This is a genomic window from Tsukamurella pseudospumae, from assembly GCF_001575195.1.
Lineage (GTDB): Bacteria > Actinomycetota > Actinomycetes > Mycobacteriales > Mycobacteriaceae > Tsukamurella > Tsukamurella pseudospumae.
On the sequence record NZ_LSRF01000058.1, the window covers coordinates 1,063,291 to 1,089,958 of the forward strand.

28 protein-coding genes are annotated in these 26,668 nt (G+C 70.4%); 10 read left to right on the plus strand and 18 right to left on the minus strand.

What is annotated here, in order from left to right:
- The first annotated feature begins 2 nt into the window (after nucleotides 1–2).
- Nucleotides 3–353 carry a PadR family transcriptional regulator gene (locus AXK60_RS23740; RefSeq protein WP_068575329.1) on the plus strand — a complete coding sequence of 117 codons (351 nt, stop codon included), beginning with the start codon at nucleotides 3–5 and terminating at the stop codon, nucleotides 351–353.
- Nucleotides 350–1,678 (plus strand): permease prefix domain 1-containing protein, encoded by a 1,329-nt coding sequence (locus tag AXK60_RS23745; protein WP_068574985.1) that lies wholly within the window; start codon nucleotides 350–352, stop codon nucleotides 1,676–1,678. The genes AXK60_RS23740 and AXK60_RS23745 overlap by 4 nt, the downstream gene beginning before the upstream one ends.
- On the opposite strand, the gene AXK60_RS23750 is transcribed toward AXK60_RS23745, so the two are convergent.
- Nucleotides 1,671–2,534, minus strand: coding sequence for an AraC family transcriptional regulator (locus AXK60_RS23750; RefSeq protein ID WP_244881161.1), 864 nt, complete (start codon nucleotides 2,532–2,534; stop codon nucleotides 1,671–1,673). The genes AXK60_RS23745 and AXK60_RS23750 overlap by 8 nt on opposite strands.
- Before the next feature lie 81 nt (nucleotides 2,535–2,615).
- On the opposite strand from AXK60_RS23750, the gene AXK60_RS23755 reads away from it, so the two are divergent.
- Together AXK60_RS23755 and AXK60_RS23760 are read left to right on the plus strand one after the other, a co-directional pair.
- Entirely contained in the window at nucleotides 2,616–3,059 is a 444-nt protein-coding gene (locus AXK60_RS23755) for an anthrone oxygenase family protein (RefSeq protein WP_068574986.1), read from the plus strand.
- A 52-nt stretch (nucleotides 3,060–3,111) separates the two neighbouring features.
- On the plus strand, nucleotides 3,112–4,833 hold the full coding sequence (locus tag AXK60_RS23760; RefSeq protein ID WP_068574987.1) for a fumarate hydratase: 1,722 nt from the start codon (nucleotides 3,112–3,114) through the stop codon (nucleotides 4,831–4,833).
- Between the two features lie 12 nt (nucleotides 4,834–4,845).
- Here AXK60_RS23760 and AXK60_RS23765 read toward each other — a convergent pair whose 3' ends face one another.
- Both AXK60_RS23765 and AXK60_RS23770 read right to left on the minus strand, forming a co-directional pair.
- The gene (locus tag AXK60_RS23765) at nucleotides 4,846–5,427 is read right to left on the minus strand and encodes a class I SAM-dependent methyltransferase (protein ID WP_068574988.1); all 582 of its coding nucleotides are present in this window, start codon (nucleotides 5,425–5,427) and stop codon (nucleotides 4,846–4,848) included.
- A 10-nt stretch (nucleotides 5,428–5,437) separates the two neighbouring features.
- Nucleotides 5,438–6,931, minus strand: coding sequence for a serine/threonine-protein kinase (locus tag AXK60_RS23770; RefSeq protein WP_082778220.1), 1,494 nt, complete (start codon nucleotides 6,929–6,931; stop codon nucleotides 5,438–5,440).
- A gap of 189 nt (nucleotides 6,932–7,120) precedes the next feature.
- Between AXK60_RS23770 and AXK60_RS23775 the strand changes: the two genes are divergently transcribed.
- Both AXK60_RS23775 and AXK60_RS23780 read left to right on the plus strand, forming a co-directional pair.
- Nucleotides 7,121–7,432, plus strand: coding sequence for a hypothetical protein (locus AXK60_RS23775; RefSeq protein WP_068574990.1), 312 nt, complete (start codon nucleotides 7,121–7,123; stop codon nucleotides 7,430–7,432).
- A gap of 39 nt (nucleotides 7,433–7,471) precedes the next feature.
- Nucleotides 7,472–8,050 (plus strand): NPCBM/NEW2 domain-containing protein, encoded by a 579-nt coding sequence (locus AXK60_RS23780; protein WP_082778221.1) that lies wholly within the window; start codon nucleotides 7,472–7,474, stop codon nucleotides 8,048–8,050.
- 6 nt (nucleotides 8,051–8,056) lie between these two features.
- Here the strand turns inward: AXK60_RS23780 and AXK60_RS23785 are convergent, their stop codons facing one another.
- Nucleotides 8,057–9,475, minus strand: a complete 1,419-nt coding sequence (locus tag AXK60_RS23785) for a class II fumarate hydratase (protein WP_068574992.1) — start codon at nucleotides 9,473–9,475, stop codon at nucleotides 8,057–8,059.
- Between the two features lie 59 nt (nucleotides 9,476–9,534).
- The gene (glpX, locus tag AXK60_RS23790; protein ID WP_068574993.1) at nucleotides 9,535–10,542 is read right to left on the minus strand and encodes a class II fructose-bisphosphatase; all 1,008 of its coding nucleotides are present in this window, start codon (nucleotides 10,540–10,542) and stop codon (nucleotides 9,535–9,537) included.
- Nucleotides 10,543–10,678: 136 nt separating this feature from the next.
- Here glpX and AXK60_RS23795 point away from each other — a divergent pair, with 136 nt between their 5' ends.
- Nucleotides 10,679–11,305: a DUF4245 domain-containing protein gene (locus AXK60_RS23795; protein ID WP_068574994.1), complete on the plus strand. Its 627-nt coding sequence runs from the start codon at nucleotides 10,679–10,681 to the stop codon at nucleotides 11,303–11,305.
- Between the two features lies 1 nt (nucleotide 11,306).
- On the opposite strand, the gene AXK60_RS23800 is transcribed toward AXK60_RS23795, so the two are convergent.
- From AXK60_RS23800 to AXK60_RS23810, 3 genes are read right to left on the minus strand one after another with little or no spacing between them, the layout of a single operon-like run.
- On the minus strand, nucleotides 11,307–11,519 hold the full coding sequence (locus tag AXK60_RS23800) for an exodeoxyribonuclease VII small subunit (protein ID WP_068574995.1): 213 nt from the start codon (nucleotides 11,517–11,519) through the stop codon (nucleotides 11,307–11,309).
- Complete coding sequence (xseA, locus tag AXK60_RS23805; protein WP_082778223.1) at nucleotides 11,516–12,865, minus strand: exodeoxyribonuclease VII large subunit; 1,350 nt, start codon at nucleotides 12,863–12,865, stop codon at nucleotides 11,516–11,518. Before xseA ends, AXK60_RS23800 begins: the two co-directional genes overlap by 4 nt.
- Nucleotides 12,862–13,569, minus strand: coding sequence for a lipid droplet-associated protein (locus AXK60_RS23810; RefSeq protein ID WP_068747016.1), 708 nt, complete (start codon nucleotides 13,567–13,569; stop codon nucleotides 12,862–12,864). Before AXK60_RS23810 ends, xseA begins: the two co-directional genes overlap by 4 nt.
- A 59-nt stretch (nucleotides 13,570–13,628) precedes the next feature.
- On the opposite strand from AXK60_RS23810, the gene AXK60_RS23815 reads away from it, so the two are divergent.
- Nucleotides 13,629–14,579 (plus strand): 4-hydroxy-3-methylbut-2-enyl diphosphate reductase, encoded by a 951-nt coding sequence (locus AXK60_RS23815; protein ID WP_068574997.1) that lies wholly within the window; start codon nucleotides 13,629–13,631, stop codon nucleotides 14,577–14,579.
- Nucleotides 14,580–14,652: 73 nt separating this feature from the next.
- On the opposite strand, the gene AXK60_RS23820 is transcribed toward AXK60_RS23815, so the two are convergent.
- From AXK60_RS23820 to AXK60_RS23850, 7 genes are all read right to left on the minus strand, one after another.
- Nucleotides 14,653–16,215 (minus strand): DUF6542 domain-containing protein, encoded by a 1,563-nt coding sequence (locus AXK60_RS23820; RefSeq protein ID WP_068574998.1) that lies wholly within the window; start codon nucleotides 16,213–16,215, stop codon nucleotides 14,653–14,655.
- Between the two features lie 16 nt (nucleotides 16,216–16,231).
- Nucleotides 16,232–17,317 carry a DNA recombination protein RmuC gene (locus AXK60_RS23825; RefSeq protein ID WP_068574999.1) on the minus strand — a complete coding sequence of 362 codons (1,086 nt, stop codon included), beginning with the start codon at nucleotides 17,315–17,317 and terminating at the stop codon, nucleotides 16,232–16,234.
- 35 nt (nucleotides 17,318–17,352) lie between these two features.
- Nucleotides 17,353–18,540 (minus strand): AI-2E family transporter, encoded by a 1,188-nt coding sequence (locus AXK60_RS23830; protein WP_068575331.1) that lies wholly within the window; start codon nucleotides 18,538–18,540, stop codon nucleotides 17,353–17,355.
- Nucleotides 18,541–18,548: 8 nt separating this feature from the next.
- Complete coding sequence (locus AXK60_RS23835; RefSeq protein ID WP_068575000.1) at nucleotides 18,549–19,058, minus strand: methylated-DNA--[protein]-cysteine S-methyltransferase; 510 nt, start codon at nucleotides 19,056–19,058, stop codon at nucleotides 18,549–18,551.
- Nucleotides 19,055–20,524 (minus strand): AlkA N-terminal domain-containing protein, encoded by a 1,470-nt coding sequence (locus tag AXK60_RS23840; RefSeq protein WP_068575001.1) that lies wholly within the window; start codon nucleotides 20,522–20,524, stop codon nucleotides 19,055–19,057. Before AXK60_RS23840 ends, AXK60_RS23835 begins: the two co-directional genes overlap by 4 nt.
- Nucleotides 20,525–20,592: 68 nt before the next feature.
- Nucleotides 20,593–20,793 carry a YbdD/YjiX family protein gene (locus AXK60_RS23845; protein WP_068575002.1) on the minus strand — a complete coding sequence of 67 codons (201 nt, stop codon included), beginning with the start codon at nucleotides 20,791–20,793 and terminating at the stop codon, nucleotides 20,593–20,595.
- A complete protein-coding gene (locus tag AXK60_RS23850; protein WP_068575003.1) occupies nucleotides 20,754–23,024 on the minus strand; it encodes a carbon starvation CstA family protein in 2,271 nt (756 codons plus the stop codon). Before AXK60_RS23850 ends, AXK60_RS23845 begins: the two co-directional genes overlap by 40 nt.
- 115 nt (nucleotides 23,025–23,139) lie before the next feature.
- Between AXK60_RS23850 and ychF the strand changes: the two genes are divergently transcribed.
- Nucleotides 23,140–24,213 carry a redox-regulated ATPase YchF gene (gene ychF, locus AXK60_RS23855; RefSeq protein WP_068575004.1) on the plus strand — a complete coding sequence of 358 codons (1,074 nt, stop codon included), beginning with the start codon at nucleotides 23,140–23,142 and terminating at the stop codon, nucleotides 24,211–24,213.
- Nucleotides 24,206–24,574 carry a zinc ribbon domain-containing protein YjdM gene (locus tag AXK60_RS23860; RefSeq protein WP_068575005.1) on the plus strand — a complete coding sequence of 123 codons (369 nt, stop codon included), beginning with the start codon at nucleotides 24,206–24,208 and terminating at the stop codon, nucleotides 24,572–24,574. The genes ychF and AXK60_RS23860 overlap by 8 nt, the downstream gene beginning before the upstream one ends.
- A gap of 6 nt (nucleotides 24,575–24,580) precedes the next feature.
- On the opposite strand, the gene AXK60_RS23865 is transcribed toward AXK60_RS23860, so the two are convergent.
- The 3 genes from AXK60_RS23865 to AXK60_RS26675 all read right to left on the minus strand — a co-directional run bounded on the left by AXK60_RS23865 (nucleotide 24,581) and on the right by AXK60_RS26675 (nucleotide 26,637).
- Nucleotides 24,581–25,048, minus strand: a complete 468-nt coding sequence (locus AXK60_RS23865; RefSeq protein ID WP_068575006.1) for a phage tail protein — start codon at nucleotides 25,046–25,048, stop codon at nucleotides 24,581–24,583.
- Between the two features lie 125 nt (nucleotides 25,049–25,173).
- Nucleotides 25,174–25,689, minus strand: a complete 516-nt coding sequence (locus tag AXK60_RS23870; RefSeq protein ID WP_068575332.1) for a tetratricopeptide repeat protein — start codon at nucleotides 25,687–25,689, stop codon at nucleotides 25,174–25,176.
- 36 nt (nucleotides 25,690–25,725) lie between these two features.
- Nucleotides 25,726–26,637, minus strand: coding sequence for a hypothetical protein (locus AXK60_RS26675; RefSeq protein WP_139058115.1), 912 nt, complete (start codon nucleotides 26,635–26,637; stop codon nucleotides 25,726–25,728).
- Between the last annotated feature and the right edge of the window lie 31 nt (nucleotides 26,638–26,668).

A 26,668-nucleotide genomic window follows, 5' to 3' on the forward strand; every position in this document is an offset into this window, starting at 1 on the left:
GCATGCACATCGATAAGGACCTGGTCGCCGCGTCGGCGACCCCGCTGGTGCTGAGCATCCTCAGCAGCGGGGACAGCTACGGCTACGCCATCCTCACTCGCATCCGCGACCTCTCCGGCGGGCGCCTCGAGTGGTCCGACGGGATGCTCTACCCGCTGCTCCATCGCCTGGAGAGGCTCGGACACGTCGAATCGCGGTGGGAGGTCGCCGAGACCGGTCGCAAGCGCAAGCACTACGCCATCACCCCTGCCGGCCGGGAGGCGCTCGCGGACCGTCGGGACCAGTGGCGGGCCGTCAGTGCCGCCCTCGACGTCCTCTGGTCCGACGGTGCGCCGCACCCGGGGCTCGCATGACCGGCCCCGTCGATGCGCAGATCCGGCAGTGGCGCGGGTACCTGGAGGGCCGGCGGAAGCTGCGGCCCGAGGACGTCGACGAACTCGAATCGCATCTGCGCGACACGATCTCGGACCTCGAGGCCCGCGGTCTCGACGGCGATGAGTCCTTCCTCGTCGCGGTCAAGCGGATGGGCGCCGCGGACGCGGTCGCCCACGAGTTCGCCCGCGAGCACTCCGATCGGCTGTGGAAGCAGTTGGTGCTGGGTGCCGCAGAGGACGCGGCGGCGCGGCGCGGTGAGTTGCCGGTGGTGCTCGCGCTGGGTGCGGGTGCGGGCCTCTCGCTGCTCGCGGTGCTGCAGCTGCTGGGCGACGTGTCGCCGCGGTTCGTCGCCTTCGCGGTCGCGCCCTTCCTGGTGGCCTACTTCGCCTGGAAGCGATCGATGCCCGTCCGCGGGGCCGCGATCGTCCTCGGCGGCTTCGTGGTGACGGCGGCGGTGCTCGCCGCGTACCGATTCGGTTCCGGCACCTCGACCGAGGTCCTGTGCGTCGTGGCCACCCCCGTGGTGCTGTGGTTCGGCGTCGGCGTGGCGTACACCGGCGGCGCGTGGCGCTCGGGGCCGCGCCGGATGGACTTCGTGCGGTTCACCGGCGAGTACGCGATCTACTTCCTGCTCATCGCCCTCGGCGGCGGCGCGATCACCGGCCTGACCATCGGCGCGCTCAGCACCGTCGGACTGCAGGCCGAGACCCCGATCACCACCTGGGTGCTGCCGGTCTGCGTGGGCGGCGCGGTGCTGGTGGCGGCGTGGCTGGTCGAGGCGAAGCAGGAGGTGATCGAGAACATCGCGCCCGTGCTGACCCGGATCTTCACCCCGATCACGCTGCTCATGCTGCTCGTGGTGCTGGTGGCCTTCGCCTCCCGGCCCGGGCTGATCGGCGTGGACCGCGACCTGCTCGTCTTCATGACGGTGGTACTCGTCCTCGTGGTGGGGCTGCTGCTCTACGCGGTCTCCGCCCGCGACCCGCGGCGCCGGCCCGATGTTTTCGATCGGCTGCAGGTGGCCCTCGTCGTCGCGGCGATCGCCGTGGACCTGGTGGTGCTGGTCGCGATGCTCACCCGGACCGCCGAGTTCGGCGCCTCACCGAACAAGGCCGCGGTGGTGGGGCTGAACCTGATCCTGCTGGTGATCCTCGCCGGCGCGGCCGTGCTCGGCGTCGGATTCGTCCGCGGGCGTAGGGATTTCGTCTCGGTCGAGCGCTGGCAGACCGGCACGCTCCCCGCGTACGCGGCGTGGGCGGCGATCGTCGCTCTGGCCTTCCCTCCGCTGTTCGGCTTCAGGTGAGGCGCGCGGTCCTGCGGTACTGCGACGGGCTCACCCCGTGGTGCCGCGTGAACGCGGCACTCAGCGCGTACGGCGATCCGTAGCCCACCCGGCGGGCGATCGCCTCGAGCCCGTCGGCGGTGGACGCCAGCGCGTCCGCGGCCAGGGTGAGGCGCCACAGGGTCAGGTACCGCCCGGGCGGCTCGCCGACCGCATCCCGGAACCGGGCCGCCAGGCCGGCCCGGGAGACGTGCAACTCCGCGGCGAGCGCCGCCACCGTCCACGGCCGCTCCGGCGCGTCGTGGATCAGGTCCAGGGCACCTGCCACGGTGTCGTCCACGCTGCCGGAGAGCCACCCGGTCGGGGCGGTGTGCGCCGCGGCCCGGATCGCGGCGCAGACCACCACATCGAGCAGGCGGTCGATGACGAAGCTGTGCCCGGGGCGCGGGTCCGCGAGCTCGCGGCGCAGCAACCCCAGCAGGGCTTCATCGACCTCGCCCGGCGGGAGGACGGTGAAGACGGGGAGCTGCTCGACGAGGTGCCGGCCGACCTGGGATGCCGAGGCGTACGTGCCGACCAGGAGCTGATCGGCACCGTCGTCGTGGTTGCCCCACGTGAGCAGGCCGCGATGGGTGGTCGACCGCATCGATTCGGTGAGCGGGATGCACGTTCCGCCCGGCCCGATGCGGACCGTCGGGGCGCGGCCCGGATCGTCGGCGACGAGGTAGCGCGGGCCGTGCGCGACGAGGGCGACGGCGATCACGCTGAGCGGCGCACCGTCGTCGATGTCGACGGACCACGGCGGCGCCATGGAGATGCGCAGCGAGAACAGGCCCCGAGCGCGAAGGCCGGAGACCATCCGGAACAGGGGGTCCACCCCTGTCAGGTTAGACGAATGCGTATGGAATCAGGGGCCTGAACCATGGATGACGCCACACCGGGGCGTGATCCTGGAACCATGACACTCAAACTCCTCCTCGGATCGGCTGCGCTGCTCAGCGCACTGCTGGCCGGCTTCTACTTCGCCTACGCCACGGTGATCACGGCCCAGCACGGCGTATCCGACGGTGCCGAGGCCATGCGCCGCATGAACGTCGCGGTCGAGCGGCCGCCCTTCCTCGCGATCTTCGTGCTGGGGGCGGTGGTGCCGCTCGTGGCCGCCGTCGCTCTGGTGATCGCGGACGGGTTCGGCGGTCGGACCACCGCGGGCGTGCTGGGGGCGCTGTGCGCGATCGCGGCGTTCGCGCTGACGGTGGCGGTGAACGTACCCCTCAACCAGCGGCTGATGGCGGGCACCGTCGACTGGGCCGAGTTCGCGCGTACGTGGGGAGCGTGGAACCTGGCGCGGCTGTGGCTCAGTGTCGTCGGTGCCCTCGGTCTGGCCCTCCCGGTCCTGCGGTGACGGCACCGTCGGGAACGGACGCCGCAGGTAGGGCAGCCTAAGCCGGACACGGATGTGCAGGGGGAATACCCTCGAAGGCGTGACTTCGAACAGCCCCGAATTCATCTACTCCGATCTACTGCCCATCGGCCCGGACACCACGCCGTACCGATTGCTGACCACCGAAGGCGTGTCGACCTTCGAGGTGGACGGGCAGAAGTTCCTCAAGGTGGAGCCGGAGGCGATCCAGAAGCTGACCGCCGAGGCGATGCACGACATCAGCCACTACCTGCGGCCCGCGCACCTGAAGCAGCTGCGGAAGATCATCGACGACCCCGAGGCGTCGGGCAACGACCGCTTCGTGGCGCTCGACCTGCTCAAGAACGTCAACATCTCCGCCGGCGGCGTGCTGCCGATGTGCCAGGACACGGGCACGGCGATCGTCATGGGCAAGAAGGCCGAGGGTGTGCTGACCGGCGTCGAGGACGGCGAATGGGTCTCGCGCGGCGTGTTCGACGCGTACACCAAGCTGAACCTGCGCTACTCGCAGAACGCGCCGATCACCATGTACGAGGAGAAGAACACAGGCACCAACCTGCCTGCGCAGGTGGAGATCTACGCCACCGAGCAGGGGCCGAAGGGGCCGGAGTACAAGTTCCTGTTCATGGCCAAGGGCGGCGGCTCGGCCAACAAGTCCTTCCTGTTCCAGGAGACGAAGGCGATCCTCAACCCGGACCGGATCCTGAAGTTCCTCGACGAGAAGATCCGCTCACTGGGCACCGCGGCCTGCCCGCCGTACCACCTCGCGATCGTCATCGGCGGCACGTCGGCGGAGTTCGCGCTCAAGACCGCGAAGTACGCCTCGGCGCACTACCTCGACGAGCTGCCGGAGACCGGATCGATTGCCGCGCACGGCTTCCGCGACAAGGAGCTCGAGGAGAAGGTCTTCGAGCTGACGCAGTCCTTCGGGATCGGCGCGCAGTTCGGCGGCAAGTACTTCTGCCACGACGTGCGCGTGGTGCGCCTGCCGCGGCACGGTGCGTCGCTGCCCGTCGCGATCGCCGTATCCTGCTCGGCGGACCGGCAGGCGCTCGGCAAGATCACCGCGGACGGCGTCTTCCTCGAGCAGCTCGAGACCGATCCCGCGCAGTACATGCCGGATGCCGGTGTGGCGGAGGACATCGAGGGCGGCGCGGTCGTCGAGATCGACCTCAACCGACCGATGCCCGAGATCCTCGCCGAGCTGTCGAAGTACCCGGTCAAGACCAGGCTGTCGCTGACCGGGCCGCTGGTCGTGGCACGCGACATCGCACACGCCAAGATCAAGGACCTGCTGGATTCGGGCGCGCCGATGCCGCAGTACCTCAAGGACCACCCCGTCTACTACGCGGGACCCGCGAAGACGCCGGAGGGCATGGCGTCCGGCTCCTTCGGCCCCACCACCGCGGGCCGCATGGACAGCTACGTCGACCAGTTCCAGGCCGCGGGCGGCTCGATGATCATGTTGGCCAAGGGGAACCGGTCCAAACAGGTCACGCAGGCCTGCGATGCGCACGGCGGCTTCTACCTCGGCTCCATCGGCGGGCCCGCGGCGCGTCTGGCGCTGGACTGCATCAAGTCGCAGGAGGTCATCGAGTACCCGGAGCTCGGCATGGAGGCGGTGTGGAAGATCGAGGTCGAGAACTTCCCCGCGTTCATCGTCGTCGACGACAAGGGCAACGACTTCTTCACCGACCCGTCGGGTGAGGTCGCCCTGCCGCTCAGCGGTATTCGGGTGCGCTCCAAGGAGCGGTAGACCCGGTCCCGGTCAGGCCGGGCGCAGGATCGTCACCGCGAAGTCGGCGTCGTCGTGCCACGGCCTGACGTCCCAGGTCGCCAGGCGCAGGTCGGTGCGCAGGCCGGCGTCCTTCGCGTGGGTGTCGAACCGCTCCGGCGTGAGCCCGCGGTTCGTGTGGAAGCCCACCACGGCGAAGCCGTCGTCCGCGAGGTGCGCGCGGAAGTTCCGCAGCACCGTCGTCTCCGTGCCCTCCGCCACGAAGACCATGACGTTCCCCGCGCAGACGATGGCGTCGAAGACGCCGTCGAGGTCCAGCCCTGCCAGGTCCTGGACCAGCCAGCGCGGACCCGGGTGATCCTGCTCGGCCGCGGCGATGAGGACCGGATCGACGTCGACGCCGGTCACGTCGTGGCCCACGGAATGCAGGTAGCCGCCGATGCGCCCCGGTCCGCAACCGGCGTCCAGGATCCGCGACCCGCGGCCCACCATCGCGTCCACCAGCCGCGCCTCGCCGGCCAGGTCCGCGCCCTCGCGCGCCATCGTCCGGAAGCGCTCGACGTACCACTCGCTGTGGCCGTCCTTGGTGTCGGTGAACCAGCGGGGTGTACTCATACCCTCGAACTTACTTGCACGGGTTCGCGGCCTCTCCCGTGCCGGTGCTGTTGCGGAGGACGCGAACGTAGACACCGCGGTGTTGCAGTCCGTTACACGCAGCCACGCTCGACGTGCCGTAGTCGATGTAGGGAGTGTAGAAGGCCTCGCCGTTGTCGTCGGCGGAGCGGATCGAGCCGCAATTCAGGGCCCGGCTGTAGAAGTACTCGGCGCCGGGATTCGATGACAACTGGTCGTTCACGAGGCTCTTGACCGCGGGGTTCGACTGCTCGATCGAACCCAGGATCAGGATGAACCTCCCGTCGCACGGCGGCCGGCTCACCGCTCGGGTGAGGCCGAGGTCGCCGGCGCCGCGCGATGGCGCGGTCGGCGCCGGGGCGACCGTGGGCGCCGGCGCGGTCGCGGGCACGGTCATGGTCGGCGGGGCAACCACGACGGTCGCCGGAACAGTGCTCGATTCGATGGCAGGAGAGGCTCCGGTGGAATCGGAGCGGCCGAGCATCGCGGCTGTGCCCGCTACGAGGGCGCCGACCACGAGGGCAGCTGCGACCGCGGTGGGAAGGACCCACGTGCGCCGGGACTTCCGCTCGGGAGGCCGTGACGGCGCCGGAGTCGGCGCGATCATCGTCGGGACGTCGTGCGCCCCCGCCGCGGGCGGCACGGCGCGGATGACCGTCGGCTCCGCCGGTGCCGCAGCGAGTTCAGCTGCGAATTCTCCGGCGCTCCGAGGGCGATCGGCGGGGGAGCCGGCCATGCCACGGGCGATCGTACTGTCGACGGACGGAGGGATATCGGGGCGCCTGGTGGTCACCGGAACGACGGCGCCGTCGAGTGCTGCCGCGATCACGGCCGCGGGACTACTCCTGTCGAACGGCCGGGAGCCCGTGAGGAGGGCATAGGCGGTCGTAGCGAGTGAGTAGATATCTGCGCGCGAATCGATCTCGTCGCCCCGGAGCTGCTCCGGCGCGGCGTAGGCGACGGAACCGATGGTCGTCCCGGTGGCGGTCAGATCGGACGTGTCGCCCGCCGCCCGAGCGATCCCGAAGTCGGACAGCAACGCACGCGAGCCGTCGAGCATGATGTTCGCGGGCTTGACATCCCGATGGAGGATGCCCCGTTGGTGCGCGAAGTCGAGTGCTGCAGCGGTGTCGCGGACGATCGCGACGACCGCGTCGAACGGCAGGCCGCCCGGAGACTGCGCTATGTGCGCCGCAGCGTCGATCCCGTCGATGTACGGCATCGACAACCACAGCCGACCGCCCTCCTCGCCCCTGTCGAGAACTCCGACGATGTTGGGGTGATTGAGGGTGGCGGCGAGATCGGCCTCGCGGAGGAAGCGTAGCCGGAAGGCCTCATCCGTCGCGAGATGCGGTGGGAGGACTTTGATCGCGTCGTGGCGAGGCAGGCGAGGATGCTGCGCGAGGTACACCTCGCCCATGCCTCCCGCGCCGAGACGACGCACGATCGTGTACCCCGCGAAGACCTCACCCGGCGAAAAGGACATCTCGCACCTCCCGGGAGGAATCTACTACCCGAGCTGAGCGCACCAACGTCGGGCTCAGCGGCGCGGAGGGATCGGTGACCTGTGGAAACGCGGATCGTTCGCCGCCTGGGGCGACGTTCGTGCAGGCATCGCGCGTACTTCGATCGGAACCACAGAACTACTACGCGCGGTAGTGGGTACTGTCGAGGCATGACGAACATCATCGATCGCATCGGAACGGCGCCGATCGCGGCGGCGGGGCTCGTGGGCGGCTACTACGTGGCGCGGGAGACGGGGATCCGTCCGCTGGGTGGCGTCGTGCTGGCGGCGGCGGGCGCCGCGGCCGCGCAGGGCTGGTACGCGAAGGGCGGTGCGACCACCGCCGCCGCTCTCGGTGCGGTCTACCTGGGCGGATTCGGCGCTTCGCATCCGCTGGCGAAGAAGTTCGGCGCGTGGCCGTCCGCCCTGGGCGTGGCGGCGGCGGCCGCCGGGGCGTCGTACGTTCTCGTCGATCGCCGCTGAGCGGGACCCGAACATCGCCCTACGGGCTACGCTCGCAGAGTGAGATTGAGAACAAGTTTCACCTTTGTCCTCTGTGCGTCGGGGCTCGCGCTCGCCGCGTGCGGCGGACCGGCGGCGTCGTCGAACGAGGCGCACCCCGGCGGCCTCAGCGTGGATACCAAGGCCGCCGCGGTCGCGCCCGCGGAGCAGTCCAGCGCGACGCCCACCGGCACCCCGCTCTACACTCGGCTGGCCACGTCCAGCGCGGTCGGCGGGACGGGGCAGGCGCTGACGGCAAGCCTCGCCGGCATCACCTACCGCAGTGCGACCGGCGTCTGGATCGGCTGTGAGGGCACGGCCTCGACGGCCGTCTACCGGCTGAACGGCGAGTTCTCGAAGCTCACTGGCGTCCTCGGACTGCAGCCGCACACCCCGAGCGACCTGCAGGTGCGCATCTCCTTCATCGTGGACGGCGACTCCCGCCTCTCGGCCGTGCTCACCCGCAACGGTCAACCGGAGAAGATCTCGGTCTCCGTCGCGGGGGCCCGGTCGGTCACCGTCTCGGCGCTCGCCATCGACGGGGAATGCGCGCCGGCACCGGCGCCCTACGGCGCGATCGGTGCCGCGTCGCTCACCTGAGCGCGATCAGCGCTGGCGGTCGACGTTCGCCATGGCCAGCACGTCGAGCCGCCGGTCCAGTTCCTCGAGCGTGAGCTCGTCGCCGATCAGGCCGCGGTCGATGACCGTCTGGCGGATGGTCTTCTTCTCCTTGAGCGCCTGCTTCGCGACGGTCGCGGCCTCCTCGTAACCGATGAGCGAGTTCAGCGGCGTCACGATCGACGGAGACGATTCCGCGAGCGTCCGCAGCCGGTCCTCGTGGGCCACGAGCCCGTCGATGCAGCGGTCCGCGAACAGCCGGGACACGTTCGCCAGCAGGGCGATCGACTCCAGCACGTTGCGGGCCATCATCGGGATGTAGACGTTGAGCTCGAAGGCGCCGTTGCCGCCGCCCCACGCCACCGCGGCGTCGTTGCCGATCACCTGCGCGGCCACCTGCGTGACCGCCTCCGGGAGCACCGGGTTCACCTTGCCGGGCATGATCGAGCTGCCGGGCTGCAGATCGGGCAGGGCGATCTCGCCGAGGCCCGTCAGCGGCCCGGAACCCATCCAGCGCACGTCGTTGGCGATCTTGGTCAGCGAGATCGCGACGGTACGCAGTGCCCCCGACAGCTCGACGAGCCCGTCGCGCGCGGCCTGCGCCTCGAAATTGTCCTTCGCCAGCCGGATCTCGTCGACGCCCGTCAGCTTGACCAGCTCGGCCACGACCAGCGAGCCGAATCGCTCCGGCGCGTTGAGCCCGGTGCCGACGGCGGTGCCGCCGATCGGGACCTCGCCGACGCGGGGGAGCGTGGCGCGTACGCGCTCGACGCCCGCCTCGACCTGCCGGGCGTAGCCGCCGAACTCCTGGCCCAGCGTCACGGGTACCGCGTCCATCAGGTGCGTGCGGCCGGACTTGACCACCGATCGCCACGCCACCGACTTGGCGGCGAGCGCCGCCTGCAGGTGCTCGAGCGCCGGGATCAGCGAGGTCACCGCCGCTTCGGTCGCGGCCACATGAGTGGCCGTCGGAAAGGTGTCGTTGGAGGACTGCGACATGTTCACGTCGTCGTTCGGGTGCACCTGCACCCCGGCACGGGCCGCGAGCGACGCGATGACCTCGTTGGCGTTCATGTTGGAGCTCGTACCCGAGCCGGTCTGGAACACGTCGATGGGGAACTGGTCGTCGTGCAGGCCGTCGGCCACCTCGCGCGCCGCGGCGATGATCGCGGAGGCCTTGTCGGGCGCGAGCAGCCCCAGGTCCTGATTGACCTGTGCCGCGGCGGCTTTGAGCAGACCCATCGCCCGGATCTGCGCTCGCTCGAGCGGGCGGAAGCTGATCGGGAAGTTCTCGACGGCGCGCTGCGTCTGCGCGCGCCACAGTGCGTCCACCGGCACCCGGACCTCGCCCATGGTGTCGTGCTCGATGCGGTACTCGGTCTCCGGGGTATCAGCGGTGTTAGCCATACCTTAGAAAAGTACTCGGGCCCCGGGATCATTCCCAGGGCCCGAGGAGAAGATCACTCTCAGTCGAAGATCTGCGCGTAGGTCTTGAGCTTCGTCAGGCGGTGGGTCGCGTCCACGATCCGGACCGTGCCGGAGCGGCTGCGCATGACGATCGACTGGGTGGTGGCGCCGTCGGCGCGGTAGCGGACGCCGCGGAGCAGGTCGCCGTCGGTGACGCCGGTGGCGGCGAAGTAGACGTGTTCGCCGCGGACGAGGTCGGTGGTGCCGAGCACGATGCTGGGGTCGATGCCCAGGTCCGCGAGGCGTTGGTGTTCGGCGTCGTTCGACGGTGCGAGGGTGGCTTGGATCTCGCCGCCCATGCAGCGCAGTGCGGCGGCGGCGATGATGCCCTCGGGGGTGCCGCCGATGCCGACGAGGATGTCGGTCTTGGCTTCGGGGCGGGCGGCGGCGATGGCGCCGGCGACGTCGCCGTCGGAGATGAGGCGGACGATGGCGCCGGTGGCGCGGATGTCGGCGATGAGTTGGTCGTGGCGGGGGCGGTCGAGCACGGTGAGGGTGACGTCGGTGACTTTGATGCCCTTGGCTTTGGCGACCTTGGCGATGTTGTCGGCGATGGGGGCGTTGATGTCGATGACGCCGGCGGCTTCGGGGCCGACGGCGATCTTGTTCATGTAGAAGACGGCGGAGGGGTCGTACATGGCGCCGCGTTCGGAGACGGCGAGTACGGCGATGGAGCCGGGCATGCCTTTGGCCATGAGGGTGGTGCCGTCGACGGGGTCGACGGCGACGTCGGTGGAGGGGCCGAAGCCGTTGCCGACTTCTTCGCCGTTGTAGAGCATGGGGGCTTCGTCTTTTTCGCCTTCGCCGATGACGACGACGCCGCTCATGGAGACGGTGGAGACGAGTTGGCGCATGGCGTCGACGGCGGCGCCGTCGCCGGATTCCTTCTGGCCGCGGCCGACCCAGCGGCCGGCGGCGAGGGCGCCGGCCTCGGTGACGCGCACCAGTTCCATGGCGAGGTTCCGGTCCGGGGCGATGGGATTCGCGTCGGTGTTGCTGTCGGACATGGGTGATCCTCCATTGATCTCGATGCGCGCGGCGGGCGCGGCGGGGCCTCGACGCAGATTCTTCCATGCCGGGCCCGGTCCGGGTTCGGCTATGCCGCCTCCGACGGTGCCCGACGCTTTCGGGATACTGGACGGCGTGGCTGAGAAACCCCGCATCCTGCAGAGCCGTCGCGACCTCGTCTTCACGATGGTCCCGTTGCTGGTGCTGTGCCTGATCGCGCTGATCGCGTCCGGCAACTTCAGGCTCGGCTTCGGTGCCGACCCGAAGGACGAGACGGTCCCGGCCATCAACCCGCGGGGAGTCTTCGAGGTTTCGGCGCAGACGCTCGGTTTCCCGGTCCGGATGCCGGGCGGCGCGGGCGTGGTCGACGGGGTTCCCGACGGTTGGAAGGCGACGGCCACCCGCGATGACGACGTCACCGGCGGCAAGGTCTTCTCCGTCAATTACGTGACGCCCGAGAAGAACTCGCTGCAGCTCTCACAGTCCGGCGCGCCCGTCGAGAAGGTCGTGGAATCGGTCTTCGGCTCCACGGGCAAGGCCTCGGGCACGGTCCCCGTCGGGGATCGGACCTGGGAGGTCTACGGCCCGAACGACAAGAATCGCAGCGCCTGGGTGCTCCAGCTCGACGGTGCCGTGATCGTCGTCTTCGGCAGCGGCACGGTGCCGCGATTCACCGATCTCGCGTCCGCGGTCCAGTCGCAGGCGCCGCTGCCCCGCACCGCGGAGCAGGCTCCCTCGGCGCCGTCGGCCGGGCCGAAGTAGGTCACTGCTCGCCGTCGGCGATGGCCTTCTCGATCCGGGCCCGCGCGCCGGCGAGGTGCTCCTCGCAGCGCTTGGCCAACGCCTCGCCGCGCTCCCACAGCTGTAGCGACTCGTCGAGGTCGATCCCGCCCTGTTCGAGCAGCTTCACCACGACGGTCAGCTCGTCGCGGGCCTGCTCGTAGCCGAGCTCGGCCACCGGTGTCTCGTCGCTCATCCCTCATCCTCGGTTCGTACGGAGATCTTCGTCACGCTGCGTTCCCGGGCCACGTCATGGCGAACCAGGGGGCCCGGGCCCAGTCGTTCGACGCCCATCACCGCCGCTTTGGCCGCGCCGTCGGGCACCCGGACCCGCAGCTGCGAGCCCGGCGCGAGGTCGTCGATGCTGCGCACGACGGGGTTCTCGCCGTCGGGCGTGACCTTCTGGACCACGGCGTAGCCGCGGGCCATGGTCGCCGCGGGGCCGAGGGTCGTCAGGCGCGCGGCCAGATGCCGAACCCCGTCGGATTCCCGGTCGACGGTGCGCCGCACGTCCCGCCGGGCATCGCGCAGCAGGCGCTCGATCTCGGTGGCCCGGTCGTCGACGAGCCGCATCGGGTGCGCGAACACCGGCCGCGAGCGCAGCGCCTCGAGGGTGTGCGCCTCGCGCGAGACCCAGCCGCGCAGGGCCGCGGCCGCGCGGGACCGCAGCTCGGCGATCCGCGCGAGCTCGGACACGACATCGGGCACGACGCGCTTCGCGGCGTCGGTGGGGGTCGCGGCGCGCACGTCGGCGGCGAAATCGCAGAGCGGGTTGTCGGGCTCGTGGCCGATCGCGGAGACGATCGGGGTCCGGGCCGCGTGCACGGCCCGGCAGAGGGCCTCGTCGGAGAAGGGCAGCAGGTCCTCCACGCTGCCGCCGCCGCGGGCCATGATGATGACATCGACCTCGGGGTCGGCGTCCAGCGCGCGCAGCGCCGTGACCAGCTGCGGGACCGCGGTCGGACCCTGCACCGTGGCGTACTCGGCGCGGATCCGCACATCCGGCCAGCGGCCCTCGGCGATCGACCGCACGTCGCGCTCGGCCGCGCTGGCCCGTGCGGTGACCAGGCCGACGGTGCGCGGCAGGAAGGGCAGGGGCCGCTTGAGCCGCGGGTCGAACAGGCCCTCGGCGTGCAGCAGTTGCCGCAGCCGCTCGATGCGGGCGAGGAGTTCGCCCACGCCGACGGCACGGATCTCCGTGATCCGCAGTGAGAGGCTGCCACGTCCGGCCCAGTAGGTGAACTTGCCGCGCACGATCACCTGCGTGCCCTCGTTCAGGGGCACGTCGGACCGGTCCAACACGGCCGGCAGGCAGGTGACCTGCACGGACACGTTCGCCGACGGGTCGCGCAGGGTGAGGAACGCGGTGCCGCCGCCGCGGCGGTTGAGCTGCGTGATCTGCCCCTCGACCCAGACCTCGCCGAGCCGGTCGATCCACTGCCCGATCTTCATCGAGACCACGCGGACGGGCCACGGGTGTTCGGCGCTCGACGGCCCGCCGGAGGAGGGACCGGCCGCCGCGCCGGTTCCGGGTGCGGTCACCGAGTGATGCGGTTCTCGAGCATCGTCAGGAAGGGGGCCCGGTCCTTGTGGTCGCGCTCGTATGCGACGAGCGACTCGACCTCGGCCGTGGTGAGCCCGGGCAGGCGGCCGCGCAGCTGCGCGAGCGTCAGCTCGGGGTAGTCGATGCGCAGGGCCGCCGCCGGTAGGTCGTCCGGCGTCTCCGCGACGGTCGCGGTGCCCGACGGTGCCGGGGCGGGCGAGCTGTACAGGGCGTACCGTCCGGCGCCCGACGGTGCCTGCTCGGCCCCGGCGGGCTCCGTGCCCGGGTGCTCGGCGGTGGGCGCCGGAGCTGCGGCGGGCGTACCGGCGGGCTCCGTGGCGGCGGGCTGCTCCGCGGCGGTGGGCTGCTCCGCGGCGGGGGCCGCGGGCTCGGAGGCGGGGCGGACCTCGCCGTACGCGGCCCGGGCCGGTGCGGGCAGGTCCACGTCGACGTCCTCGTCGTCGTCGAACGTGGCCCAGGCGGCCTGCTCCTCCTCCTTGGCGGGGAAGACGGTCTCGATCGCGCGGTCGCCACGGACGGCCAGGTCGGCGAGGTCCTGCTGCACGGCGATGAAGGCCTGCGCGGACTTGCTGCCCAGCGTGAGCGGCGCGCTGACGGCGCCCGTCACGATCTCCTGGCCCTTCTCGGCGGCCAGCGACACGGCCCCGAGGGCGACGCGGACCACGAACGGTAAACGGCTCATGCGTCCAGGGTGCCTCATCGCGGCCGCGGAGTCTCCGTCAGGTGCCGTAGCCTGGGGGCATGAGTTCTGGCAAGCGAGTCCTGCTGGCCGAGCCGCGCGGCTACTGCGCGGGCGTCGACCGTGCGGTGGAGACCGTCGAGAAGGCCCTCGAGAAGCACGGCGCGCCCGTGTACGTCCGCAAGGAGATCGTGCACAACCGGCACGTCGTCGAGACGCTGCAGGACAAGGGCGTGATCTTCGTGGACGAGACCGACGAGGTGCCCGAGGGCTCCCTCCTGGTGTTCTCCGCGCACGGCGTCTCACCCGCGGTGCACGAGGGCGCGGCGCAGCGCAGTCTGCGCACCATCGACGCGACGTGCCCGCTGGTCACCAAGGTGCACCAGGAGGCCAAGCGCTTCGCGCGCGACGATTACGACATCCTGTTGATCGGCCACGAGGGTCATGAGGAGGTCGAGGGAACGGCCGGTGAGGCGCCGCAGCACGTGCAGCTGGTCGACGGCCCGGATGCCGTCGAGAAGGTCGTCGTCCGGGACGAGGAGAAGCTCGTCTGGCTCTCGCAGACCACGCTCTCGGTCGACGAGACGATGGAGACGGTGCGTCGCCTACGGGAGAAGTTCCCCAAGCTGCAGGACCCGCCGAGCGACGACATCTGCTACGCGACGCAGAACCGTCAGGTCGCGGTGAAGGCGATGGCGCCCGAGTGCGATCTGGTGATCGTCGTGGGCTCGCGGAACTCGTCGAACTCGGTGCGCCTGGTGGAGGTCGCGCTGCAGGCCGGTGCCCGCGCCGCGCACCTCATCGACTTCGCCCGCGAGATCGACCCGGCGTGGCTCGACGGCGTGAGCACCGTCGGCATCACCTCCGGCGCGTCGGTGCCGGAGATCCTCGTCAAGGGAGTCGTCGAGTACCTCGACGGCGAGGGCTTCGAGGACGTCCAGTCCGTCACCACCGCGAACGAGACGCTGGTCTTCGCTCTCCCGCGCGAGCTGCGGCCCCGCGCCAAGGCCTGAGGGCCGACACCCGTTCCACGAAGAAACCCGCGGCCGATGGCCGCGGGTTTCTTTCGCCGGTGGTGAGCGCCGATCAATCCTTGTAGCGGTGCCGTCGGATCTGCCGAGGCTCCTCCGCGGGCTCGGCGAAGTCGTCGCGGAAGTTCGTCTCGACGGCCGTGTCCTCGCTCTGGGGTCGGTAGCGGGGCGCCCGGTAGTGCTCGTAGCGACCCGGGCTCGACGGTGCCTCCGCCCGCCGGGAGGGACGCTCGGCGTCCCGGGAGAGGCTCGGCAGATCGGGCTGGGCCGAGCGGTCACCCGAGAGGCGGGGGAGTGAGGCGAAATCGTCGCGGGGGATCCGAGGCCGCTCGCGCTCGGGTCGCGGGGCGGCGGGCTCCGCGACGCCGCGGGCGCGGTCGATGTCGCGCGCCTCACGCCGGTAGTCGCGGGAGTCCGCACGTGCGGCGGCGCGGTGCGGGCCCGACGGTGCGTCCGGCCGCGAGGCCGTCTCGGGGGTGCCGCGCCACCGGGGCTGCGGGTCGAGGGACCGCCGCTCGCCGTCGCGGCGCAGCTCCCGGGAGTCGTGCACGCCGGGCCGCGGGCGGTCGCCCTGGGCGACCGCGGGCCGGGGCCGGGCCCCTCGCGGCAGGTCGCGACGATCCCCGTCGACGGGGCGTCGGATCGGCTCGGGCCGACGGATCGGCGCGGAGTCGGGACGCACCACGCGGTTGACCTGGGTGGCCGGGGCGCCGGCGTCGCGGGCGGCGATCTCCTCGCGGCGGGTGCGCTCGCGGCGCGGGTCCTCGCGGCGGGCACCCTCGCGACGGGGCTCCGCGCGCCCGAGGTCGTCGCGCCGGGCGGCGGAGCTGCGGCCACGGGCCGCCGACTCGGTGGCCGCGGTCTCCGAGCGCTCGCGGCGCTCCGCGCGGTCCCGGACGGCACGACTGGACCGGTGCGACGAGCGGCCCTGGTGGCGCTCGGACCGCGCGGCGCCGTCGGCGACGAGGGCGGCAGCACCCGCCGCTGCGGGGGCCGCGGCCGGGTCGGGACGCATGCGGGTGAACGCTGCACGGAGTCGCTCGCCGAGGGGAGGGCCGGAGGACCCGGCCCGCTTCTTCGCGGCCCCGGCCTTCGTGGCGGTGCCGGACTTCGTGGTGGTGCCGGACTTCGCGACGGTGGCGGACTTCGCGCTGGTCGAACCGGCCCGCTGCACGCTGCGCGCGGTCGCGGTGAGCCGCCGGTACAGCATGAACCGGGCACCGCCGATCGCGATGACGACCACCGAGATCCAGAACATCCACGGGAAGAGTGAGATGAGCGGGAAGAGCACGTCCGTGAGGATCTTGCTGGTGCTGCGGGGGCTGGGGAGGGAGAACCACTTGTACACCGGGATCGCGGTGGCGATCACCAGTGGTGGCTGCACGATCGCGGTGAACAGCGCCCGATTGCGCACGGCGAGCACGGCGACGATCGCACCGACCGCCATCGCGAGGACCCCGGCGTTGCTGCCCGTGTACTCGCCCGCCGCTACGGCACCGACTCCGGTGAACACCAGCAGGGTCAGGACGGCACCCCACCAGGGCAGTCCGGGGACGGTCGCGAGCACGGACCGCTCGTCGACCGGCACCTGCGAGCGGGACGGTTGGAACTTCGACACAGGTGAACCGTACCGGTTAAGGCTGTGAGAACCGAGAATCCGACCCGGTGGGGACTGTTCGCGGCGTGAGCGTGAGTTCCAGGGGCTCCTCGCGCGCACCGTCGGGCATGGACGCCAGATCGGACAGCCGCCGCGCCGTGACCCCGACGCGCGCGTTGTACGACCCGACCGTGGTGTTGAACGCCTCCACCGTTCTACCCAGGGCGGACCCGAGTGTGGCGAAGTGACTGTTCAGGACGTCGAACCGCTCGTTCAGTTCCCGGCCGAGTGCCTGGATCCGGCCCGCGTCCTCGCCGAGGGCGTGCTGCCGCCACGCGAGAGCGACCGCCCGCAGCATCGCGACGAGCGTGGTGGGTGTGGCGAGCACCACATTCCGATCGAGCGCGAACTCCAGGAGATCGGGGTCGGCCTGGAGCGCTGCGTCGAGGAAGGCCTCCGCCGGCACGAACATCACCACGAGCTCCGGGGAGCCCACCGCCTCCCAGTACCGCTTGCCCGCCAACTGCACGACATGGGAGCGGAACCGTCGGGCGTGGTCGGACAGGAGCGCCGCGTGCTCCGACGGCGGGGACTCCAGCAGCTGGAGGTACGCGTCGAGCGGCACCTTCGCGTCCACCGCCAGATTCCGGCCGCCGGCCAGGTGCACGACGAGATCCGGGCGGACGCGAGCCTCGCCGACGGCGGCCCCGTACTGCGTGGAGAAGTCGCAGTGCCTACTGAGCCCCGCCAGCTCGACGACCCGCTCGAGCTGGAGCTCACCCCATCGGCCGCGTACGGTGGACGACTTCATCGCCGAGCGCAGGGTCGCGGTCTCGGCGCGCAGCGCCTCGCTGGTGCGGGCGACGGTGCCGATCTGCTCGCGCAGCCCGGCGAACGCGGCCACCCGGCTGCGCTCGGCGACGGCGAATTCGTGTCCCAGCGCGTCGAGGGTCTGCCGCAGCGGCGCCAGCAGCGCGTTGACCGGACCGGCGACGGCGTCCGGGCCCGGGGCGGCACCGTCGGGCGACGCGGGCCGGGCGGGCACGACCCTGGCGAGGATCACCCCGCCGGCGACGCCGACCACCAGCGCGAGCAGCGCGACGATCAGGTGCGAGAGGTCCATGCCGACAGCATGGACGAACCCCCTGACAAGTTTCGTCAGACGGCGTCGGCGGGTGCCTCGTCGGCGGGCTCGGGTGCGGGCTTGCGACGGAGCCGGTCCCAGAGACTCGGCTTGGACGGCTCGTCGTCGGGGGGAGGCGTCTCGCCCGTCTTCTCGTCGACCAGTTCGCCGAGATAGCGGAACAGCACTGCGATGGCGGCCGCGACGGGGACCGCCAGGAACGCGCCGATGATGCCGAACTGCGTGCTGCCGAACGCGATGGCGAGCAGCACGATCGCGGGGTGCAGCTGCATCGAGCGGGACTGCAGGATCGGCGAGAGCACGTTGCCCTCGAGCTGCTGTACGGCGATGACCACGACCAGCACGGCCAGCGCGGTGCCGAAGCCGTTGGTGACCAGGGCGACGATGACGGCGAGCGCGCCCGCGACGAACGCACCGACGATCGGAACGAAGCCACCGAGGAAGGTGATCACCGCGAGCGCGCCGGCGAGCGGCACTTGCAGGATCACGAGGCCGAGGCCGATGAACAGCGCGTCGATCAGGCTGACTAGAGCCTGCGTGCGGATGAACCCGCCCAGTGTGCCCCAGACCCGGGTGAGCAGCTCCGCGAAGTGCTCGGCGACGGGCGTGCCCGAGTGCCGCCGCAGCCACGGCATGAACTTGTCGCCGTCCTTGAGGAAGAAGAAGGTGAGCATCGCCACCATGACGAGCGCGATGACGAACGACCCCGCGGCGCTCACGCCGGTGAACACGCCCGAGGCGATGGTCTCAGCGCTCTCCTGCAGCTTCTTGGTGATCGACGTGACGAACTTGCTGATCTGCTCGTCCTGCAGGTTCAGGGGCGGGCCCTGAGCCCACTTCTGGACCTTGCCCACGCCCTCGACGGCCTTGTCGGCGATCTGCTTGGACTGCCCGCCGATCGACGGGGCGATGAGCCCGATCACGCCGCCCAGCAGGCCGAGCGACAGCAGCAGCGTCACGGCCGTGGCGAGTGCCGGCGGTAGCCCCTTGCCGCGGAGCCAGCGCACGGGTGGCCACAGCACGGTGCACAGCAGGATCGCCAGGAGGACGGGCAGCAGGATCGACCAGAACTCGGCGATCACCCAAGTCAGCACGTAGAACATCGCCGCGATGGCGATGATCCGGAGGCTCCACAGCGCCAGCCAGGTGCCCGCGGCGCCGTACACCTCGCTGCGGGTCCGCGTGCCCGGCGGGTTCGTCATCTCATCGCTCACGCCGCGATCGTATGTGCCTCGTGCGTCAACAGCCACTCCTTGACGGCGAGTCCCCACCGGAATCCGCCGAGGGAGCCGTCCAGTCGCAGGACCCGGTGGCAGGGCACGAACAGCGCGGCGGCGTTGCGGGCGCAGGCCATCGCCGCGGCCCGCACGGCCGCGGGCCGCCCGGACAGGTCGGCGTACTCCGTGTAGGTCACGGGCCTTCCGGGTTCGACGGTGCGCAGCACGTCCCAGGCGTGCTCGACGAACGCGCCGGAACGCTGGCGGACGACGATGTCGTCGATCGCGGTCACCTCGCCGGCGTGGAAGGCCGCGACGGCGCGGGTCACCGCACCGAGGTCGGTGCGTTCGTCGACGGCGGTGGGCCGCAACGCGGAGTGGATCACGGGGAGCAAGGTGGAGAGGTCGGCGGTCCAGCCGGAGGCGAGGACGGCACCGTCGGTGTCGACGACGGCGGTGAACGGGCCGATGGGGGTCTCGGTGGTCGAGCTGTACGCGGTCACGGGGTGATCCTCCGGTCGGTGGTGAGGGCGTGGTTCCACAGGTGCAGCGAGACGTAGCTGCCCCACGGGCTCCAGCGGTTCGTGGTGATGTCGAGGTCGAGGTGCTTCGCGCCCTTCGCGACCACGAGGTCGGATGAGAGCAGTGTGTCGGGGTCGGCGAGCAGGCGCATCGCGACGTAGTCGGCGGTCCACGGGCCGATTCCCTTGAGCCGGAGCAGTTCCGCGCGGGTCTCGGCGCGGGTCATGCCGGAGTGCAGCTCGAGCCGCCCGTCGGCGAGTTCCGCTGCCACCCCGAGGATCGCGGCGATCCGCGCTCGCGGGCCGGTGAGCACGTCGCCCCCGCGTTCGGCCACCGCGGCCGGGGTGGGGAAGGCCCGCGTGACCCGCCCCCCGGGGTCGTCGACCTCCGCGCCCAGCGCGTCGACGAGCCGTGCCTGATGGGTCGCCGCCGCCGCGATGGATATCTGCTGCCCGATCATGGTGCGCAGCAGCAGCTCCGCCGGGTCCACGCAGCCGAACAAGCGGATGCCCGGCGTGGCCTCGACGAGGGGCGCGAGTCGTGCATCGGCGGCCAGCGCCTCGTCCACGGCCAGTGGATCCGCGTCCAGGTCGAGCAGGTGTCGCAGCCGGGCGACCGCCGCGCCGAGGTCGCTCATCGCGGTCAGCGACAGGGTGGCACGGACGTACCTGTCCGTCGCGGTACTCAGGTCGACGGTGACGATCCCGTTCCCGCCCGGCAGGTTCAGGACGCGCGTGTAGCGGTCACCGTCGGCGTGCTCGAGGCCCGGGACGGCGTGCGCGGTGAGGAACCACCGCACCCACCCGGTGGCGTAGGGCCCGCGCAGCGCGAGGCGGAGGGTGATCTCCCCGGTGGCGCCGGTGCGGTCGGGGCTCCGCTGTGCCCGTAGTTCCGACGGTGTGCGGGCGAAGACCTCGCGGACGGTGTCGTTGAACTGCCGGATGGAGGTGAAGCCCGCGGCGTAGGCGATGTCCGAGAAGGGCATCGGGGTGCTCGTGATGAGGATCCGTGCCGTGGTGGCGCGGTGGGCGCGGGCCAGGGCGAGCGGGCCGGCGCCGAGCTCCGCGGTGAGGACGCGGGTGAGCTGCCGCGGGCTGTACCCGAGTCGCTCGGCGAGGCCGGACACCCCGTCGCGGTCGACGACGCCGTCGGCGATGAGGCGCATGGCCCGCGCCGCGAGGTCGGATTCGAGGTTCCACCGGGGCGAGCCGGGCACGGCGTCGGGGAGGCACCGTCGGCACGCCCGGTACCCGGCGGCCTGGGCGGCGGCGGCCGTGATGTGGAAGCTCACGTTCTGCGGCTTCGGGGTCGTGGCGGGGCAGGACGGCCGGCAGTAGATGCCGGTGGTCGCGACGGCCGTGTAGAACTGCCCGTCGAACCGCGCGTCCCGGCCGGCGATCGCCCGGTAGCACCGGTCGAAGTCGAGGAGTGCTGATCCGTTGGTCACGTCCTCGACTCTCGCACCGCCGGAGCGATCGCGCTAGCGGGTTTCGGACACCGTCGTCGGTGCGCCGTTCAGCAGCAGCGGACCTGGACGGTCGCGCCGTCGTGGCGCGCCTTCCAGTACTCCCGCTCGGTCATGACCGGCTCGTCCGGGTGGGTGGCCCGACGGTGCTCGACGTACCGCTGGTAGTGGTTGTCGCCCATCACCGATCCCACGTACCAGCGGACCGCCTTCAGTGCCCGGATGATCGGGTCACTCCCGTTGCGTCCCATTGCTCCTGCACCTTCCTCTCCGCCGCTGTGGGGATGAGTCCCTTCGGGGCGAACAGCGTGCTGGGCACCGGCTCCTCCTCGGTGAGCGGGCGGCCGTTGCCGGACACGGTGCGGTAGATCGTCCAGACGCCCATGATCACCACGATCAGGACCATGACGGCGAACACGATCGACAGCGTGCCCTGGATGAAGGTGTTGCGCACCACCGCGTCGATCGCCTCGGGCGTCTTCGCGGATCCGTACTTCTGCAGGCCTGCCTCGGCTGCGGCCTTGAAGTTGCTGTGCTGCTTCCAGTATCCCACGGCGGGGTCGGCGCTGAAGATCTTCTGCCACGACGCCACCATGGTGATGATCAGGTCCCAGACGAGCGGGATCGCCGGTATCCAGACCCACTTGTAGTAGCCTTTCTTGACCACCACCACGACCACCACGGTCAGCGCCATCGCGGCGAGGAGCTGGTTGGCGATGCCGAAGAGCGGGAACAGCGTGTTGATGCCGCCGAGCGGATCGGTGACGCCCATCAGCAGGATGCTGCCCCAGGCCGCGACGACGAGCAGCGAAGCGCCCCAGGCGCCGACGCGCCAGCTGGGGTCCTTGAGCCGCTGGAACGGGCCGCCCAGATTGCTCAGGGCGTCGGAGACGAGGAAGCGGGCGACGCGCGTGCCGGCGTCGACGGTGGTGAGGATGAACAGCGCCTCGAACATGATCGCGAAGTGGTACCAGAAGGACTTCATCGACGATCCGCCGAACACCTGGTGCAGCACCTCCGACATGCCGAGCGCCAGCGTCGGGGCGCCACCGGTGCGGGAGACGATGCTCTCCTCGCCGACGTCCTTGGCGGCCTGCGCGATCTCCTGCCCGGTGATCGGATCACCGCTCAGACCCAGGGAATTGACGTAGGTGGCCGCGGTCTCGGCGGTGCCGCCGGTCTTCGCGAGCGGTGCGTTCATCGCGAAGTAGAAGTGCTGGTTGATGATCGACGCGGTGATCAGCGCCATGATCGCCACGAACGACTCGGTGAGCATTCCGCCGTAGCCGATCAGCCGCATCTGCCCCTCCTTCTCCAGCAGCTTCGGCGTGGTGCCGGAGCTCACCAGGGCGTGGAAGCCCGAGAGCGCGCCGCAGGCGATGGTGATGAAGAGGAAGGGGAACAGGGAGCCGGCGAAGACGGGGCCGTCGCCGCGGGTGGCGAAGTCGGAGACCGCCGGGGCCTCCATGAGCGGGCGGGCGATGATGATGCCCACGGCCAGCAGCACGATGGTGCCGACTTTCATGAAGGTCGAGAGGTAGTCGCGGGGCGCCAGCAGCAGCCACACCGGCAGCACCGACGCCGCGAAGCCGTAGATGATGATCGCCCAGCTCAGCTGGACCGGTGTCAGGGTGAACAGCTCCTTGCCCCAGCCGCTCTCGCCGACGTAGCGGCCGCCGATCACCGCCGCCAGCAGCAGCACGCAGCCGATCAGCGAGACCTCGGACACCCGGCCCGGTCGCAGGTAGCGCAGGTACACACCCATGAACAGGGCGATGGGAATGGTCGCCGCGATGGAGAACACGCCCCACGGGCTGTGGCCCAGCGCCTGCACGACGACCAGCGCGAGCACCGCGATGAGGATCGTCATGATCGCGGCGATGCCGATGATCGCCGCGGCGCCGCCGACGGCGCCGAGCTCGTCGCGGATCATCTGGCCCAGCGAGCGGCCGCGGCGCCGGGTAGCGATCCACAGCACGAGGTAATCCTGGACGCAGCCCGCGACCAGGGCGCCGACGATGATCCAGATCGTGCCGGGCAGGTAACCCATCTGCGCGGCGAGGACGGGGCCGACGAGCGGCCCGGCGCCGGCGATCGCCGCGAAGTGGTGGCCAAACAGGACCCTGCGGTCCGTCGGCATGTAGTCCGTGCCGTTGTCGAGGATCTCCGCCGGAGTGGCGTGGTCGTCGCGCGGGCGCACGACCTTGAGCTCGATGAGCCGTGCGTAGAAGCGGTAGCCCACGACGTAGGTGCACACGGCCGCCAGCACGAACCACACCGCGTTGACGGTCTCGCCGCGGGCGAGGGCGATCATCGCCCAGGCCACGGCGCCGATGATCGCGATGACGCCGAAGATCACCTTGTGCTTCGTCGTGATCGGCGAACGGTCGATGATCGCCACGGGTGGCAGGGACGGGTCGGTGCGGACGTAGGTGATGTCGCCGTCCGTCTCCGTGTTCGACGGTGCGGTGGGAGCTGACACGCTGCCTCCTCGAAGGTCGGGAATCACGGTGGTGATTCGCAAGGGTCATCGTGTCACCCGCGGGGCTCGGGCGCGGGGGATTCGCGCCGGATCCGGGCACGTAGAATGAGGCCCCGTGAGCCTTACCCTCGGAATCGTCGGACTGCCCAACGTCGGCAAGTCCACCCTGTTCAACGCCCTCACCAACAGTGAGGTGGAGGCGGCGAACTACCCGTTCGCCACCATCGAGCCGAATGTCGGCGTGGTCAACCTGCCCGACCCGCGGTTGAACCGTCTCGCGGAGATCTTCGGGTCCGAGCGGATCCTCCCGGCGACGGTGTCCTTCGTCGACATCGCCGGCATCGTCAAGGGCGCGTCCGAGGGCGAGGGCATGGGCAACCAGTTCCTCTCCAACATCCGCGAGGCCGACGCGATCTGCCAGGTGGTGCGCGTCTTCTCCGACGAGGACGTCGTGCACGTGGCCGGCAAGGTCGACCCGCTCGCCGACATCGACACCGTCGCCACCGAGCTGATCCTCGCGGATCTGCAGACCATCGAGAAGGCCCTGCCGCGCCTGGAGAAGGACGCGCGCAAGAACAAGGACCTCGCCGAGACCGTGGAAGCGGTCAAGGCCGCCGAGGCGGTCCTCACCGACGGTAAGACGCTGTTCGCGGCCGGCTTCGACACCGCGCCGATCCGCGAGCTGCACCTCATGACCGCCAAGCCCTTCCTCTACGTCTTCAACGCCGACGAGGGCGTGCTCACCGACGCGGACAAGCGGGCCGAGCTCGCTGCCGCTGTGGCCCCGGCGGATTCCGTCTTCCTGGACGCGAAGATCGAGTCCGAGCTGCTGGAGCTCGACCCCGAGGACCAGGCGGAGATGCTCGAGTCCATCGGCCAGGACGAGCCGGGTCTCGACTCGCTCGCCCGCGCCGGCTTCCACACCCTGGGCCTGCAGACCTACCTCACCGCGGGCCCCAAGGAGTCGCGCGCCTGGACGATCCGCAAGGGCGACACCGCGCCCAAGGCCGCCGGCGTGATCCACACCGATTTCGAGAAGGGCTTCATCAAGGCCGAGATCGTCTCCTTCGCCGACCTCGACGCCAACGGCACGATGGCTGCGGCGAAGGCAGCGGGCAAGGTCCGCATGGAGGGCAAGGACTACGTCATGAACGACGGTGACGTGGTCGAGTTCCGCTTCAATGTCTGACGCACTGCCGGCGTGCCCGGAGTGCGGTGAGGCCTACACGTACGAGCAGGGCGCACTCCTGGTCTGTCCGATGTGCGGCCACGAGTGGACCGGGGCCGCCGGCGCACCGTCGGACTCCCCGGGCGCGACGGACGGCATCAAGGACTCCGTCGGGAACCTGCTCGCGGACGGCGACATCGTGTCCGTTACCAAGACCGTGAAGGTCAAGGGCGGCGGCGGTGGTGTCATCAAGGTGGGGACCAAGGTACGGGGCATCAGGCTCATCGCCGACGGTGTCGGTGACCACGACATCGACGCGAACGTCCCGGGTTTCGGTCGGATGCAGCTCACGTCGAGCGTCGTCAAGAAGGTCGCTCCCTGACGTCGATCACGGCAGTGGATGCTCGCCCTTGATGACGAAGTAGCTGCCTCGGATCTCCCCGGCGAGCTTGGAACGCTGGCGGACCCACTTGAACGCGGCGAGCTCCTCCGGTGGGTTCATTCCCACGCTGAGTTTGAAGCCGACGGCCCGCTTGCCGCCGTCGGCCTTCGTCCACAGCACGTTGACGGCGAGACCGTCCTGGAAGTAGAGGGTGGGCCAGTAGAGTTCGTCGTCCTCGTAGACGAAGACCTCGACGATGGGGGAGGCGAACTCGATGTCGCGTTCGGTGCGCAGAATCTCCTCGACCCACGCCACCACGTCGGCCCGATCCGACGGTGCGGTGGTGTTGTAGTCGGACTTGTACTTGGTGGCGAAGTAGCGTGCCTCGTGCGCACGCAACCCGGCCAACGCCCGCGCCACCGGTGAGGACTCCAGTCCGGCCTGGTCGATCTCGGTGTAGCTGACGATGGTCACGGGCTCGCTCCTCTGCCTGTCGATCTGCGTTGATCCGAGCCTACGCACACCGGTGGTGGCGGCACTTCTCGATTCCTGACCGATACGAGCCCGGAATTGTGGTGCGCTGCTCGACGTGGCCTCGATCAACGTCTAACTGGATCGGGTGCGGCAGCTGATTCCGTGAGCGCGGCGGCGTAGGCGCGAATTGACCGCTGATAACGGGGCAGTGCGTCGACCTGCGCTTCGATGGCCACTCGCAGGGCCTCGTCCGTGCGCCCCGCGCTGTGCAGAGCGAGAGCCAGCAGCACGCGTGGCGCGGAGCCCGTCGACTCGTGAGTCGGGGCGGCTCGAAGGACGGCTATCGCCTCGTCGATGCGGCCGAGGTTGCGCAAGGTCGATCCGTACTGAACGGCGAGCTGCGCGTGCCTCGACTCGTCGAGACCGAGCGTTAGCGCCCGTTCGTATTCTGCGCCGGCTTCGGCCTCGAAACCCATCGAGTCGTACATGCCGGCGAGTTCGAACGCAGCCCGGCCGTCCGTCGCCGGGCACGCCTCGGACAGGTCGCGCATCGCGGCCACACCGTCGTCACGGTCGAGCGAATCGATACGCGTCCATAGCTCGGCGACCGATGCCTCCCACTGCGCGAGTGTCGTTGCCATGATCGGAATCATCTCAGGTAGTGATCGAGCGTTCGGTCAGTGCACTTCGGTTCGTGCCCCGCACGAGGGGCAGAACCTGGCCGCTCCCGGGTGCTGGCACCCGCCGCTGCGGAGGTGGTCGCGCACGGTCCGGACGATCAGCGCGAGGTGTTCGACCGCGGAGTCACCCAGCTGGGAATCGACCCCCTCGGCGATGACCTCGCCCGATTCGAGCTCCACCGGCTCGGTGATGAACTCGCCGTCCTCGGTCCCCACCACCCGTTCGGCGAAGGTACCGTTCGGCGCGAGATCCAGTTCGATGCGCCAATCGCCGTGTCGCTCACGGAAGTAGAATGAGTGTCCGTCGATTCGTCCCTCCCAGACCTCCGGGCAGGCCATGACGGTACGGGACGCCTCCACGTCGGGTTCCGTGGATAGCCACTCGGCGACCGCGGCCATTTCGGCCTCCTCGTGACGTCGGATGGCTTCTGATTCAGGGGAATTCGCCCACCTGTCCCATGCGGCTCGGCGGGAGGCTCTCTCGGTCTCGCGGCGGTCCGCGTCCCACGTACACGGGCAGTCGAAACCCGCATCATGGTCATGGTCATCGGGTAGTTGTGGATGGCTGTTCCGAATGCACGGGTTCCCGTCGTCGTCCGCGTGATCGAACAGGAGGGCCATCACCAGGTCGGCGGTCAGCTCGTCCAGCCCCGCCCGACGTTCGAGCATCTGCGCGTAGCGGGCTCGCACCGCTGCTCGGCGTTCGGCACGCTCCTGCCGGCGGCGCTCCCACTCCTCGGAGCCGCCGCCAGGGCGGAACACGTACATATCGGCCATGCAGTCAAGAGTATTCGCGCTCGCAACCTGATTCTTCCGCCGTCGATCTCTCGATCCGTCGTAACCTCGCTCACCGTCGTCGGCCAGGTCATATGTGCCCGAAAGCGGTCGTTTCCGCCGTAAGGTTCGCACCGTGGGCGACTGAATCACTGGAAGGAGGCAC